Origin of the sequence: Kineococcus mangrovi (genome assembly GCF_041320705.1) — a bacterium.
Taxonomy (GTDB): Bacteria; Actinomycetota; Actinomycetes; order Actinomycetales; family Kineococcaceae; genus Kineococcus; species Kineococcus mangrovi.
In genome coordinates this window covers 54,380-67,875 of record NZ_JBGGTQ010000012.1, presented here as the reverse complement: position 1 = coordinate 67,875, position 13,496 = coordinate 54,380, and the positions used below count along the sequence as shown (strand labels likewise).

The 13,496-nt window shown below is 73.0% G+C and carries 13 protein-coding genes; 9 read left to right on the top strand and 4 right to left on the bottom strand.

Annotated elements, in window-relative coordinates:
- The first annotated feature begins 72 nt into the window (after positions 1-72).
- Entirely contained in the window at positions 73-864 is a 792-nt protein-coding gene (locus tag AB2L28_RS20040; protein WP_370720766.1) for a phytanoyl-CoA dioxygenase family protein, read from the top strand.
- A gap of 2 nt (positions 865-866) precedes the next feature.
- Here the strand turns inward: AB2L28_RS20040 and AB2L28_RS20035 are convergent, their stop codons facing one another.
- Complete coding sequence (locus AB2L28_RS20035; protein WP_370720765.1) at positions 867-1,250, bottom strand: hypothetical protein; 384 nt, start codon at positions 1,248-1,250, stop codon at positions 867-869.
- Between the two features lie 254 nt (positions 1,251-1,504).
- Between AB2L28_RS20035 and AB2L28_RS20030 the strand changes: the two genes are divergently transcribed.
- Positions 1,505-2,341: a hypothetical protein gene (locus AB2L28_RS20030; RefSeq protein ID WP_370720764.1), complete on the top strand. Its 837-nt coding sequence runs from the start codon at positions 1,505-1,507 to the stop codon at positions 2,339-2,341.
- Here the strand turns inward: AB2L28_RS20030 and AB2L28_RS20025 are convergent.
- The 3 genes from AB2L28_RS20025 to AB2L28_RS20015 form a co-directional block, all read right to left on the bottom strand.
- The gene (locus AB2L28_RS20025) at positions 2,308-3,528 is read right to left on the bottom strand and encodes a glycosyltransferase family 4 protein (protein WP_370720763.1); all 1,221 of its coding nucleotides are present in this window, start codon (positions 3,526-3,528) and stop codon (positions 2,308-2,310) included. The genes AB2L28_RS20030 and AB2L28_RS20025 overlap by 34 nt on opposite strands.
- Before the next feature lie 62 nt (positions 3,529-3,590).
- Entirely contained in the window at positions 3,591-4,628 is a 1,038-nt protein-coding gene (locus tag AB2L28_RS20020; RefSeq protein WP_370720762.1) for a LacI family DNA-binding transcriptional regulator, read from the bottom strand.
- Positions 4,629-4,662: 34 nt separating this feature from the next.
- Complete coding sequence (locus AB2L28_RS20015) at positions 4,663-5,601, bottom strand: PfkB family carbohydrate kinase (RefSeq protein ID WP_370720761.1); 939 nt, start codon at positions 5,599-5,601, stop codon at positions 4,663-4,665.
- A gap of 347 nt (positions 5,602-5,948) precedes the next feature.
- Here AB2L28_RS20015 and AB2L28_RS20010 point away from each other — a divergent pair, with 347 nt between their 5' ends.
- The 7 genes from AB2L28_RS20010 to AB2L28_RS19980 all read left to right on the top strand — a co-directional run bounded on the left by AB2L28_RS20010 (position 5,949) and on the right by AB2L28_RS19980 (position 13,424).
- Positions 5,949-7,013 (top strand): Gfo/Idh/MocA family protein, encoded by a 1,065-nt coding sequence (locus tag AB2L28_RS20010; protein ID WP_370720760.1) that lies wholly within the window; start codon positions 5,949-5,951, stop codon positions 7,011-7,013.
- Positions 7,010-7,999 carry a hypothetical protein gene (locus AB2L28_RS20005; protein ID WP_370720759.1) on the top strand — a complete coding sequence of 330 codons (990 nt, stop codon included), beginning with the start codon at positions 7,010-7,012 and terminating at the stop codon, positions 7,997-7,999. The genes AB2L28_RS20010 and AB2L28_RS20005 overlap by 4 nt, the downstream gene beginning before the upstream one ends.
- Positions 7,956-9,263 carry an ABC transporter substrate-binding protein gene (locus AB2L28_RS20000; protein WP_370720758.1) on the top strand — a complete coding sequence of 436 codons (1,308 nt, stop codon included), beginning with the start codon at positions 7,956-7,958 and terminating at the stop codon, positions 9,261-9,263. Before AB2L28_RS20005 ends, AB2L28_RS20000 begins: the two co-directional genes overlap by 44 nt.
- Positions 9,264-9,417: 154 nt before the next feature.
- Complete coding sequence (locus tag AB2L28_RS19995; protein ID WP_442490339.1) at positions 9,418-10,257, top strand: carbohydrate ABC transporter permease; 840 nt, start codon at positions 9,418-9,420, stop codon at positions 10,255-10,257.
- A gap of 33 nt (positions 10,258-10,290) precedes the next feature.
- Positions 10,291-11,175: a carbohydrate ABC transporter permease gene (locus AB2L28_RS19990; protein WP_370720756.1), complete on the top strand. Its 885-nt coding sequence runs from the start codon at positions 10,291-10,293 to the stop codon at positions 11,173-11,175.
- A gap of 43 nt (positions 11,176-11,218) precedes the next feature.
- On the top strand, positions 11,219-12,289 hold the full coding sequence (locus AB2L28_RS19985; protein ID WP_370720755.1) for a zinc-dependent alcohol dehydrogenase: 1,071 nt from the start codon (positions 11,219-11,221) through the stop codon (positions 12,287-12,289).
- Between the two features lie 103 nt (positions 12,290-12,392).
- The gene (locus AB2L28_RS19980) at positions 12,393-13,424 is read left to right on the top strand and encodes a glycoside hydrolase 5 family protein (RefSeq protein WP_370720754.1); all 1,032 of its coding nucleotides are present in this window, start codon (positions 12,393-12,395) and stop codon (positions 13,422-13,424) included.
- The last annotated feature ends 72 nt before the right edge of the window (positions 13,425-13,496 follow it).

The window sequence follows — 13,496 nt, the reverse complement described above, 5'->3', positions numbered from 1 at the left end:
CACCGCGAGTCACTAGCGGTCTACGGAACGGCGCGACTACGGTGCACGGACACCGACGAGAGGAGTCCGTCCGTGCGGCTGCCCCTCGGACCGCGACGACGCGCCCGGCTGACGCCGCAGGCCCACCGGCTCCTGGCCGACCTGCGGCGCGACGGCATCGCCGCGGTCGACCTCGCGGCCCTGCTCGGCGCCGCGGCGGACGAGCTGCTCGCCGAGGTCCTGTCCCGCACGGACGACCTCATCGCCGACCAGAGCGCGGACATCGTCCGCCGGCGCCGCCTGCTCGTCGGCGACCCCGAGCAGCGCAGCACCACCCCGCGCGACGTCGACCTGCTCGGCAGCCGCCCCCCGGTCGACCCCGAGGACCCCTACGCGCGGTTCCTGCGCCACCCGCTCGTCCGCGGCGTCGCCGCCGCCCACTGCCGCCGCGACGTGCGGATCTGGGACATGAACGGCGTGCTGACGCTCGCGGGTGCCCCCGTCGCCGACGGGGGCTGGACGCGCACGGACGACGGCCCGGGGCTGCAGGTGCAGCTGCTCCTGACGGACGTGGACGACGGCGTCGGCCCGCTGAGCTACGTGCGGACGTCGCACCGCCACCGGCGCCGGCTGGACCGGGCGCACGTCGGTGACCGCGACGTCGAGCGCGTCTTCGGGCCCGGCGGCACGACGACCGCGACGGGTCGGGCCGGGACGGTGGTCTTCACCGATCCGCGGGGGCTGCACCGCACGGCGCGGCCGACGGCGCGCGACCGCCTCGTCCTGCAGGGGCGGTTCTCCCCCCGCTCCGGTCGCGAGCGCGCCGTGCTGCTGCCCGCCGAGGAGGTGCCGCGCAGCGCGCTGGCCGACTTCGCGCTCGCCTGAGCTCAGCCCCGGCCGAGGAGCTTGTCGAGCAGGCGGGCGAAGAACCCCTTGCGCTCGGGAGCCGGTGCGGCGGGCGGCGCGACGGGCTCGGGCGCTGCGACGGGCCGGGGTGCTGCGACGGGTTCGGGCACCACGACGGGTTCGGGCACCACGACGGGTTCGGGCACCACGACGGGTTCGGGCACCACGACGGGTTCGAGCCGGGTGGGCTGCGCCTCGGTGCGCGCGCCCGTCAGCGTCCCCTTGAGCTCCTGCTCGGGGGTGTAGCTGGCCTCACCGAGGATCGAGGCGGCGTGCAGGAGGGCGGAGGCCTGGACCGGCGCCACGGTCTGCGCGCCGCTCGGGCGCGCGGCCGCGTCCGCAGCGGTGTCGGTGGGGTGGGACATCGGGCAACTCCCGGGGGATCGGCACGGTCGCCACCTCGGCGACCGTCACCCGGGCATCGGCCCGCGGGACCGGCCGCTGGAGCCCCGCGGAGCAGCACCACCCGGTCGGCGGTGGGGGGCTTGACGCAGGGGTGCGCACCAGCACTGCACCCGATCAGGGCGAACCGAGGTCCGGGCCGCGCACGGCCACCGTGACACCCGCAGGCGGCAGGCCCAGGGCCTCATGAACCCCCGCCGGCGGCCGATGGGGGCTCGTGCGGGTACCGGACCTCGAGACGCTGCGCCCCGGCGACTTCGTCAAGGTCCGCGGGAACGCCAACCCCCTGCACACCGGCGGCCGGGCCGTGGTCGTCGCCGTCCACCGCGAGCAGTCCCCGCCCTGGCGGGTGGTGGCCCTGGACCTGCGCTACTCCGCGCGCGGCGCCGCCGTGCGCGTCGAGCTGTCCGGGGGCGGGGAGCTCGCCCGCTGGGAGACGCCGTGGGCCCCGGAGCGGGACGTCGAGGAGACCGGCCACCACGAACTGCTCGCCCCCGGGGCCGCCCACGTCGAGCAGCGCGGGTCGCGGCGACGCCTCGCCGTGGCCGGGCTCGTCGTCCTCGTCGTGGCGGGGGTGCTGGCCACCTGGGAGCAGCAGCGGACCGCCCCGAACCCGGTGGTCGTGCAGCGGGCGCTGCAGGAGGGGGTGCGCGGCACCGCCGCCCCGAGCGGCCCGCCCCCGGCTCGGACCCCGACCGCCACGACGACCCGGGTGGCGGCCTCCGCGACGGTCGTGGCGTGGGCCGCGGGACCCGCCCCCGTCGTCGCGGGCCCGGACGGCGCCACGACCCCCACCCCGCTCGCGGGGGTCGTCGCCGCCGAGGGGTGCCGCGACGCCTACCTGCGGGACCTGTTCTCCTACCTGCCGACCGGGCAGCGCGTCGACGTGGCCGGGGCGGGCTGGTTCCGCACCGACGACGGCCTCGACGTCAACGAGGAACTCGTCCGGACCGGTGTCGCGGTGCCGGACCCGGCGACCGCGGGGACCACCCCGGCCGACGCCGAGCACCTGCGCACGGTTCAGGACCTGGCGGCCGGCGCCCCGGGCTGCTGACGGGCCGCCACCTCCGCGAGCACGGCCTCGACGCGGTCCACGACGGCGGCCGGGGAGGACCGCTGCTCGACGTGCTCACGGGCCCGGGCGGCCAGTTCGCCGCGCAGCTCCAGCCCCCGCAGCACGGCCGCGGCGAGGTCGGCGGGCTCGGTGGACGCGGCGATCGTGCGGGCGTCGAGCGCTCCGGCGACCTCGGGGTTCGCCCCCACCGGTGTCGCGACGACGGGCAGGCCGCTGGCGAACGCCTCGACGGCGACGATCCCGAAACCCTCCATCTCCAGGGTCGGCAGGACGAACAGGTCGGCCGAGCGGTACAGCGCGGGCAGGTCCTCCTCGGCGACGAACCCGGCGAAGTCCACCGGCAGGCCGAGCCGGTCGGCCCGGGCGCGCAGGTCACCGGCGAGGTAGCCGGTGCCGCCGACGACGAGCCGCGCCCCCGGGTGCTGCTCGACGACGGCGCCGAACGCGTCGAGGAGGTTCTCCAGCCCCATCCGCCGCACGAGCCGGCGCACGGTCACCAGCAGCGGGTCCCCGGTGAGCCCCAGGCGTTCCCGCTCCGGCGGCCCCGGGGAGAACCGGTCCAGGTCGACGGCGAGCGGGACGACGTCGACGCGCGCGGAGGCCGTGGGGTGGACCTGCCGCAGCAGCCGCCGGACGTACCAGCTCGTCGTCAGGGTGCGGGCCGTTCCGTCGAGGGCCGCCAGCTCGGCGCGCCGGGTGAGGTCGGCGACGACGCGACCGGCCAGACCGCCCGCCGTCCGGGCCAGCGGGTACTTCCCGCCGGCGGAGTCCAGGCCGACCTCCAAGGAGGCGGGGGCGTGGAAGCGGAACACCGTGCGGTCCCCGAGCCCGGCCCGCACGGCGGCGGCGGCGTGGAAGGTGGAGTGGACGTAGAGCGCGTCGGTGCCCTCGCGCGCGACGAGCGAGCGCAGCCAGCCGGGCACCCGGGTGAGGGTCGCCGCGGGGTGGGCGTAGTAGCCGCGGCTGCCGCGGGCCGGGGCCGGGTGGCGCAGCAGCCGGTAGTGGCCGCGGTCCTCCACGAGCGGGGCGCCGGGGTCGTGCCGGCGCACGAGGACGGTCACCTCGTGCCCGCGCCGGGCCAGCTCGTCGACCTCGACGAGCACGGAGCTGGCGACCCCGCCGCGGTGCTCGGGCGGGACACCGTCGGTGATCACGAGCAGGCGCACCCGCCGAGCCTGCCAGACCCCTCACCCGACCCACTCCCCGGCCGGCGGTCAGCACGGTCTCGTCAGCCCGGCCCCGGGGCGCAGCCACAACTCCCACCGATGCGCAGGTGGCCCGTCAACGTGGTGTGGCGGACGGGGGTGTCCGCCGAGGCGACGCGCTGCAGGAGGTGCGTGACCGCGGTGCTCGCGATGTCCCGGATCGGTTGGCGCAGCGACGTCAGCGACGGTTGGGCGTAGCGGCCCGCGTCGGTCCCGTCGAACGACACGAGGGCGACGTCGCCGGGCACCGCCAACCCCAGCGTCCGGCACGCTTCCAGGACACCCATGGCCTGCACGTCCGACGAGACGACCAGGGCGGTCGGTGGGCGACGATCGCGGGAATCTCGCCGTCCGTGGTGTCCCAGCAGGTTCCGGGCCGCCGTCAGCCCTCCCCAGGACGAGAAGTCCGCGTGGGCGAGGAGGTCGAAGCCGTGCTCCAGACCCGCGCTCTGCTGCTGCCGGCGCCAGCCGGCGATGCGCTGGTCCGTCACCTGCGTCGCCGGCGGCCCGGCCACGACGCCGATCGAGGTGTGGCCGTGACCCTGCAGGTGCTCGGTGGCGCGCGCCGTGCCCTCCGTGTGGTTCACGTGCACGGACGAACACCCCGGTTGCTCCGCGCTGGGGTCCAGCAGGACCACCGGAGTCGACCCGAGCTGGCTCTCGGTCACCGCGCCGACCCCCCGCGGGGACACCACCAGCAGGCCGTCGAAACGCCGGCTGACGAACGAGCGGATGTAGGCGCGCTCCCGGACGGGGTCGTCGTCGGTCATCCCGATCGACAAGGTGTTCCCGCGGACGAACAGCTCCCGCTCCACCTCGTGCGCCAGTTCCGTGAAGTACGGATTCACCAGACCGGGCAGGAGCAGGCCCACCGACTTCGTCGTGCCTCCCCGCAGGGCGGAGGCCACCGCGTTCGGCCGGTAGTCGAGGGTCGCGATCGCTTCCTCGACACGGGAACGGGTCGTGGCCGACACCGATCGCGGTCCACCGTTGACGACGTAGCTGACGACGGCCGGTGAGACCCCCGCCCGTCGTGCCACGTCAGCACGGGTGACTGCCACCTCGAACTCCGATCAGACCTGGACCCGGGGAGGATCACCCCTCCGGGCGCGTCATCCCCCGCCTCGACCGCCACGGGACGGGGGACTGCTCCTCCGTGCTCCCTGACGGCAGGACGTCGGCTCGAACCCCGTCCTGGACCGCTGATCCTAGTGAGGCCCCGCCCGCCAGACGCGCTGCCAGGACTCCGGCCAAGGCGCCGGTGCCCGCACCGGTCCGGGTGGACGGTTCCCCGGTGACGGGCACGCGCCCCTCGCCGTCCCCGCCGGCCCAGCAGGCGCCGTACCCCTGGACGCTCACCACCGACGACCGGGCGAACCGCTGCAGCTCACGGGCCGCGTCCATCGCCTGGACCACCCCGGAGACCGGGCGCCCGAGGACCGAGGCGGCTCCTCCCTCGTCCACCACCAGTGGGTCACCGCACGCCAGCTCGTCCGGGTCGAGCTGCAGCCGGGACCCCAGGTCCAGGACGCACCGCGCCCCCACCGCCACGGCGGCCCTCAGGGCCTCGCTCACGACCTCGGCACGCAGGTCGGCCTGCACGACGACGACGGACGCGGCGTCGCAACGACGCCCCAGGGCGGACCCCACCCGCGCGGCGGGCACCTCGGAGTTGGCTCCGGGGACGACGGTGGTCGCGTTCCCACCACCGGCGACGGCCTGCACGACGACGACCCCGGTCGCCATCCAGCCAACGATCTCGATCTCGGAGGTGTCGACGCCTTCGGCGCGCAGTTCCTGCAGCAGCAGCTCACCGGAGGCGTCGTCCCCGACGCACCCAAGGAGGACGACGCCTCCCCCGAGCACGCGGGAGGCCGCCACCGCCTGGCGCACCCCGCCACCGCCGGGGTGCTGACGCATCCCGTTCGCCAGGACCGTCTCCCCCGGTGCGGGTGCGGTGGGCACCGTCAGCACGTACTCCCGGTGGACGGCCCCGACCACGACCAGCGGTGCGACAGAGGAGTGACCGCTCACACCGCTCCGCTCCCCCTGGGCTGGTCCGTCGTGCGCCGCACCGCGTTCCACGGCCGGGCCGGATCGATGATGCCACTGCGCGCCGACGGTGGCCTGGACAGGGCCGGCCGAGCTCTCGGGCGAGGGCGTCGACCCGACAGCGGTGGTCTCACCCCGGCCGCCGGCCGATCGGTCGGGGAAGGGGGTTGCCGGTTTCTTCAACACGTGTCACCGTTAAGCAACACGAGTGGAACGGGAGGTTCACCAGTGCTCAGCACCCCGCAGACCTCAACGGCCCGACACCGACCCGACCTCGCGGACCCGGCGCTCCGGCCCCGCGCGACGACCGGCCCCCCCGGGAGGAACCCGTGAGCCCACCGACCCACGGCGTGGGGATCCTGGGGGCCGGACCCGTGACCCAGGCCATCCACCTGCCGACCCTGGCCGCGCTGGGCGACACCTTCGAGGTCGTCCACGTGATGGACGTCGACGCCCGGCTCGCCGAGTCCGTCGCCCGCCGCGTCGGCGCGGCGTGGACCACCAGCGTCGAGGCCGTGCTGGCGGACGAACGCGCCGAGGTGGTCCTGGTCTGCAGTCCCCACCGGTTCCACGCCGAGCAGGTGGTCGCCGCCTGCCGAGCGGGCAAGCGCGCCGTGCTGTGCGAGAAACCCCTCGCCGTGGACCTGGGCCAGGCCGGGGACATCACGGCGGCATCGGCCGAGACCGGGGTCCCGATCGTCGTCGGCGCCATGCACACCTTCGACCCGGGGTGGCTGGCGGCCACCGCCCGGTGGGGGGACCTCGTCGAGACGGCCCACACCATCCGCAGCAGCATCGTGCTCCCGCCCAACCCCCGTTTCGAGGACTTCTCCACCGAGGTGGCCTCCCGACCGGCCCGGGTCGCCCGCGACCGCCACGACCCCGAGGTCGCCGCGGAGATCGTGCGCGGGGAGGTCATGGGCCTGGCCGTCCACGACCTGCCCCTGGTCCGGGCCTTCTGCCCCGACCAGGCGGACGTCGAGGTCCTGTCCTGCCACGTCCCGGCCCCGCACGGGTACCTGATCGACCTGCGGGTCGGGGGTCGCGACATCCAGCTCCACGGCTCCCACACCGACAGCTGGGAACCGGGGTGGACCTTCGAAGCCATCGGGGACGACCTCTCCTTGCGCGTGGACTTCACCCCCTCATACGTCCCGGCCGGTTCGGCCACCGCCGTCCTGCGGTCCGCCGACCGCTCCGAGGTCCTGGGCCCCCACCCCGCCAACGGGTACGAAGCGGAGTGGCGCTTCGTGGCCGACCTGGTCCGCGGCACTGCCGACCCGCTGGACGTGAGGGGTCTGATCGACGACCTCGCCTTCGCCCTCGACATCGCGGACCGCGCCGCGGCGCTCGTCGACGGATCGACCGGATCGCGCGCCGGAGCACCGGCGTGACCGGCCCGCTGACCGTGTCCTGGTCCCCCGCGGACGACACCGCCGGAGAGATCGCCCACGTCGTCGCCTCCCTGCCCCTGTCGCTGCACCGGGTCCCGGACGCGGGGGACCTCGTGGCTGTCGCCGGGAGACCGGGCTGGACCGAGCACGCCGAACGGGCCGTCGGGTCCGGCGCACGTGGACTCCTCGTGGTCGACCCCGCACCGGCCGACGTCTCGTCCCTGCGCCGGCGGGCGGACGCGACCGGCGTCCCCGTCGTGCTCGACTCGACCTGGACCTACAACCCCGCGGTCGCCCTCGCCGCACCTGCGTTCGCCACCCACGACGACGCGGACAGCCTGCTGGAGGCACGAGTCGACGTGCCGGTCGGTGTCGACCTCGCCCAGGTCCTGCTGGGACAACTGGCCCTGGTGCGCGCAGCCGTGGGCCCCGCGGTCGAACTGGGGGTCGTCAGGTGGAACGACCACGGATACGATGGAACTGCTCGCCTGGTCAGCGGAGCGCACGCGGCCCTGACGGCCATCACCACGCGCTCGATCCGCCCCGGGACCCGGTTGAGGATCCTCGGACGCACCACGGCCGTCGTCCTCGCACTCCCCTGGCCCACCACCGCCGCACCGGGTGAGGTGGTCGTCTCCGGTCCAGCAGGGGCCACGCGACTGCCCACCCGCTACGAGACGTCCCACCGCGCGGCGTGGAGGCACCTGCACGACCTCGTCCGGACCGGTGGGAGGTCGACCGACCTGGCCGGCTTCGCGGAGGATTCGCGCCTCGTCCCCCGGCTCCGTGACGGTCCCACGACACGAACCCTGAACTCCGACACCAGAACACCGAACTCCGAACACCGCCGTTCGAGTCGCCCGCTCTCGATGGGCGAGCGCCCAGCACGCGCTGCGGCGGCCACCAGCGGATCGCGCCGGTCCCGACATCGAGGAGAACACCGTGAACCCACGTACCGACCACCGCCCCGGCCTCCGTCGTCGTGACGTCTTCGGACTCGCCGCCGCAGCCTCCGTACCCGTCCTGTCCGCCTGCAGCTCCAGCAGCTCGGAGGCCGGCTCGACGGAGGACCTCACGTTCTGGGACATGCCGTGGGGCGGCACGCAGTACACCCGGACCGCCGAGGACCTGGTGAACAGCTACCCCGCGCCGTCCGGCCTCGCCGGCGCGCAGTACCAGGGCCTCCAGTGGGCGAACTACTACCAGACGTTCTCGTCGGCCATCGCGTCCGACACCGGGCCCGCCGTGAGTTCGGGGGGAGGTTTCCAGGCGTTCCAGTTCGCCCAGCAGGGAGCCATCCACTACGCCGACGACCTGATCGGCACCCTGCGGGAGAACGGGACGTACGACGACTTCCTCCCGGGCACGATGGACGCGATGCAGACCGGCTCCGGGTACGCCGCCGTCCCCTGGCAGATCGACATCCGGGTGCTCACCGTCCGCCGCTCGCTCCTGGAAGAGGCCGGGACGGAGGTCCCCACCGACTGGGCGAGCTTCCTCGAAGCCGGCCGGGCACTGCAGCGGATCGGGGTGGCCGGTTACGGGACCGCCACCGGGGCCGGGGCCAACATCGGCAGTCAGGGCGTCGTCAGCTTCATGATCAACAACGGTGGGGGCTTCTTCAACGAGCAGGGGGAACCCGATTGCGTCACCGACCGGAACATCGAGAGCCTGGAGTTCTTCAACCAGATGGCGGCCGAGGGCATCATCAACCCCAGAGCGGTCGCCTACACCACCGGGAACCTGGACGACGACTGGCAGAACCGGCGGGTCGGCATGGGCATCACCGTCCCCAGCCTGGCGTCCGGTCTGGGTGAGTCCGGCGACGACCTGCAGGTCATCAGCCCTCTGGCCAGCCCGAACGGCGACAAGGGAACCCTCTACTACATCAACAACCTGATGATGTACCAGAACACGCCGTCCGAAGAAGCGTCGGAGGCGTTCCTGCGGTGGTACCTGGACAACATGTCGACGTACTGGACGGAAGGGGTGATCGAGTCGATCCCGGTCCGGCAGAGCATCGTCGACACACCCGAGTACCAGAGCGACGCCAACAAGGTCAGGGCCGCGAACGAGTGGCAACCGGTGGGCAAGACCCTCGCCGCCCGTGGGGAGGAGGTCTTCGCCGAGTTGAACGCCGTGGACGGCGGGCAGGACCTCATCACGTTCGCCCAGAGGGCGATCCAGGGACAGACAGATCCCCGGGCCAACCTCGAGGCCATGCAGGCGGCCATCGAATCGGTCGTGTGACGTCCGTCCGCGCAGGCGCCCGCACCCCAGGAAGGCCAACGCCATGACGACTCGACCGTCACCCGAACCCGCGCCGGCCGTGCGCAGCGCAGCCCGACGGGAACGCGACACCGGTAGCCTGAACCGCCGACCACGCTCGCGGGGACGGTCCACGATGGTGGCACTCGTGGCCCCGTCCGTGGTCCTGCTGCTGCTGCTGAACGGCTTTCCCCTGGTGTACGCCGCCGTGCAGTCCCTGCGGGACGGCAACCTCCTGCAGGCCGGTCCCTACGTCGGTCTGGACAACTTCGCGCGAGCGTTCCAGGATCCGGTTTTCTGGCGGGCCGCCCGGTTCACCCTGCTGTTCACAGCGGTCGGCGTCTTCGGCAGCTGGGCCATCGGCCTGGGCATCGCGCTCCTCCTGCGCGGCAGCGTCCCGGGCGCGAGGGTCTTCAAAGTGCTGTTGCTGCTCCCCTGGGTCGTCCCGGTCGTGGTCTCGTCCACCTCGTGGAACTGGCTGGTGGCGACCTCGTCCAGCCCCGTCCCGGTCCTGGCGTCCGCCCTGGGTTTCGAGAACGTGCTCTTCCTCGCCGACCCCACCATGGCCGCCATCACCGTCTGCGTGTTCAAGGTGTGGATCAGCTTCCCGTTCATGATGCTCATGTCGAGTGCCGCCCTCACGGGCGTGGACTCGACGGTGTACGAAGCCGCCCGTGTCGACGGGGCCTCCTCGATCCAGCAGTTCACGCGCATCACCCTCCCGTTGATCGCCCCGTCGACCTACATCAGCTGGATCCTGATGACGATCTTCTGCGTCAACGATTTCCCGACGATCTACCTGCTCACGGGAGGTGGACCCGTCGGGGAGACGACCTCGCTCGTGGTTCTCGCCTACCGCGTCGTGTTCCAGGACTTCCAGACCGGGTACGGGGTCGCGATCGCCTTCCTCATGACAGCGGTGCTGGTCGTCGCGTCGGTCTGGCTCTACCGCTCCATCCGCCGAGCAACCGTCTGACCGGGTGACTGCTCGCCCCGAGAGAGGACACCCATGTCCACCCGTGGAGAAACCCCAGGAACCACCGCGACACGCTCCCGCGACCCCGCGGCACCGGTGCGCCGGACGTCCACCGTCGACCGTGGGGACTGGCTGCGCTTCTCGGTCCTGGTCGTCGTCCTCGGCGTCGTCCTGGTGCCCGTCTTCGCCGTCTTCGTCCTCGCGCTGCAACCACCGTCGTCCGCCGTGGGCGCCGGGACGGGCCTGGAGTCGTTCCGCTTCGTCCTCACCCGCACCGACGCGCTCCAGTGGCTGGGGAACAGCCTCTGGGTCACGACGGTGACCGTGGTGGCCGCGGTCGTCGTCGCGGCCCCGGCGGGGTACGTCGTCTCCCGGGGCCGGAGCAAGCTGGTGTCGACGTACTCGCTGCTGCTCTTCGTCGTGCAGAGCCTGCCCGTCATCGTGGCGGTCATCCCGCTGTTCATCCTCTTCGCCGGCCTGGGGCTCGTCGACTCCCTCAACGGGCTGGTCATCATCTACGTCGGGGGCGCCCTGGCCGTGGCGGTGTGGATGATGGCTGCCTACTTCGACTCCATCCCGGTCCAGCTGGAAGAAGCAGCGTGGGTGGACGGCTGTTCGCTGTTCGGCAGCTTTCGCCGCATCGTGCTGCGGAACTCACTGCCGGGGATCCTGTCGACGGCCATCTTCAGCTTCCTCGTCGCCTGGAACGACTACCTCGTGGCCATCGTTTTCCTGCGCTCGAGCGACACGTACACCTTGCCCGTGGGGCTGCAGACGTTCTTCCAGCAGAACGCCACCGACTGGGGGCCGGTCATGGCGGTCTCGGTCATCATGATCCTGCCGCCCGTGCTCATCTTCGCCCTCCTGAACCGCTACTTCAGCATCGGGGGCATCGGTGGCTCCCTCGCGGGTCGATGACCGCCACCGCAGGCCGTCCGACCACGACGCGAGGGGGCACACCGTGACCAGCAACGCCCTGACCGGGGACAGCGGACCTGCCGGCGACGGGCCGGAGCGGGGAGAACGCGCCCTCGTGCTCGACGGCCCCGGTCACTGCGAGATCGCCGTCCGCCCGCGGTCACGCGCCGGGCCCGGGGAACTGCTGCTGGCACCCCTGGCCGTCGGGCTGTGCGCGACGGACGTCGAGCTGCTCGAAGGGACGATGGTGTACCTGCGCACCGGGAAGAGCCGGTTGCCCCTGGTTCCCGGCCACGAGTGGGTGGCCCGGGTCTTGGACGCCCCCGCGGACACCCGGGGTCCCTCTCCGGGGGACGTCGTGGTCGGCGAGTGCAGCATCGGGTGCGCGCGGTGCGCGGCCTGCGCGTCGGGCGCCTACCACCAGTGCGCCCGGAGGCGGGAGACCGGTGTCGTGGGCCTCGACGGCGCCCTCGCGGAGACCATGGTGTTCCCCGCCCGCAGCGCCCACGCGGTGCCGGCCGGCACCTCCGTCGAGGACGCCGTCTTCGCCGAGCCGACCGCCGTCGCGCTCAGGGCGGTCCTGCGGTCGTCGTGCCGCCCCGGGGGCAGCGCCCTCGTCGTCGGCGGTGGCACGGTGGGCTGGCTGGTCTCGGCCATCCTCATGGATCTCGTGCACGCCGACGTCGCCGCGTTGGAACCCGACGCCGACCGGATGGACCGGCTCCGTCGTCTGGGGGTGCGCGGGAGTTCCGACGGGGAACGCTTCGACGTGGTCGTCGAGGCCAGCGGCAACCCCGCCGGCCTCACCTCGGGGCTCGCGAGGCTGGCCCCGAGGGGACGCTGCGTGGTCATCGGGCTCAGCGGAGGTGAACCGACCCCCGTGGACGTCGACCGGCTCGTCGTGGACGACCAGGTGCTCCTCGGCTCCCTGGGCAGCCCAGGGGTCTGGCCGCAGGCCCTGGGACTGCTCGGACGGGGACGGGTCAGACCCTCGGCGCTCATCACCCACAGGTTCCCCCTCGGGCGCGCACCGGAGGCCCTGCAGCTGCTGCGTGCGCGCGCTCCGGGCCTCGGCAAGGTCGTGGTCGCACCGCAGGAGCCCGACCAGGGCTGACGTGCGACGGGATCGTGGTACGAGCCCGGAGCACGAGACGCACGTCCGCGCGGGGAACGTCCCCGCGCGGAGTTCGACGACGTCGACGAACGGATGGTGGGACATGCAGGGCAGGGACGTCCGAGGGTTCAACTACGACGGCTCCTGGGGAACCAGCGGCCTGGACCTGTGGCAGCACCACGACCACGGACGGATGGCGGTCGAGGTCGCCCGCGGGAAGGAGTACTTCCCGGGGTGGAACGTCGCGCGGTGGTGGCTGTCGCACGAGGCCTTCCAGCGGGACCCGGAGAGGTTCCTGGCGAACTTCGACGCCGGTCTCGGCCTGTTCGCCGAGCACGACATCCTCGTCGTCCCGGTGCTGTTCAACCGTTGGCGGGACGCGGTCTGCGACTTCGGCGGTGTGCCCCTCGACCACATCGTCCCCGACCTGAGCTCCTGGAGCCTGGGCGAGGACCTCTTCCGGGACGCCCGCGCGGGCGACGGGGCGGCCGAGGTCCAGGTCCTCTTCCGGCGCTACCTCGACGCCGTGGTCGGCGACCACACCCGCGACGAGCGGATCCACTCCTGGGACCTGTGCAACGAGCCGCTGATGGGTCCCTACGTGGAGGACCCCTCCAGCAACATCCGGTCGGCCGAACTGCGCTGGCTGACGTGGTGCTACGAGGTGTGCAAGGACATCGGTGCCCAGCAGCCGTTGACGATCGGGAACTACCCCAACACCACCGCGATCCGGCTCACGGAACCGATGAGCGACATCATCAGCTTCCACCCCTACTTCATGTGGAACGGCAGCGGGAACCAGCCGCACACGAAGACCGAAGAGGGGTTCGAGGCGTTCCTGGACGAGTGCGTGGCGATCGCCAGGGACGCCGGCAAGGACCTGGTGGGCAACGAGACGGTGTGGGGGGCGCGGGACGACGCGAAGCACGTGGACGTCATGCGGTACACCCTCGGTCAGCTGGTCGCGCGCGACATCGGGTTCACCGTGCACGCGCTGCACCACAGCCTCGTGGCCGACCTCCACCGCGACGAGTACGGCCCTGTCGGCCGGCCCGAGTGGCTGCACTTCATCGAGGCCGACGGTTCCCTGCGAGCGGGGCACGAGGCCTTCAACGAGTTCGCACCACCCCGCTGAGGACCTCCGAGCCCATCGAGCTCTCCCGGAACCCACCACTGCTGCGAAGCGGAGCCGATCATGATCGTCCTG

Excerpts from the sequence above, each read along its gene's own strand:
- AB2L28_RS19980 (WP_370720754.1), top strand. The coding sequence starts at position 12,393 with ATGCAGGGCAGGGACGTCCGAGGGTTCAACTACGACGGCTCCTGGGGA.
- AB2L28_RS20035 (WP_370720765.1), bottom strand. The coding sequence starts at position 1,250 with ATGTCCCACCCCACCGACACCGCTGCGGACGCGGCCGCGCGCCCGAGC.
- AB2L28_RS19990 (WP_370720756.1), top strand. The coding sequence starts at position 10,291 with ATGTCCACCCGTGGAGAAACCCCAGGAACCACCGCGACACGCTCCCGC.
- AB2L28_RS19995 (WP_442490339.1), top strand. The coding sequence starts at position 9,418 with ATGGTGGCACTCGTGGCCCCGTCCGTGGTCCTGCTGCTGCTGCTGAAC.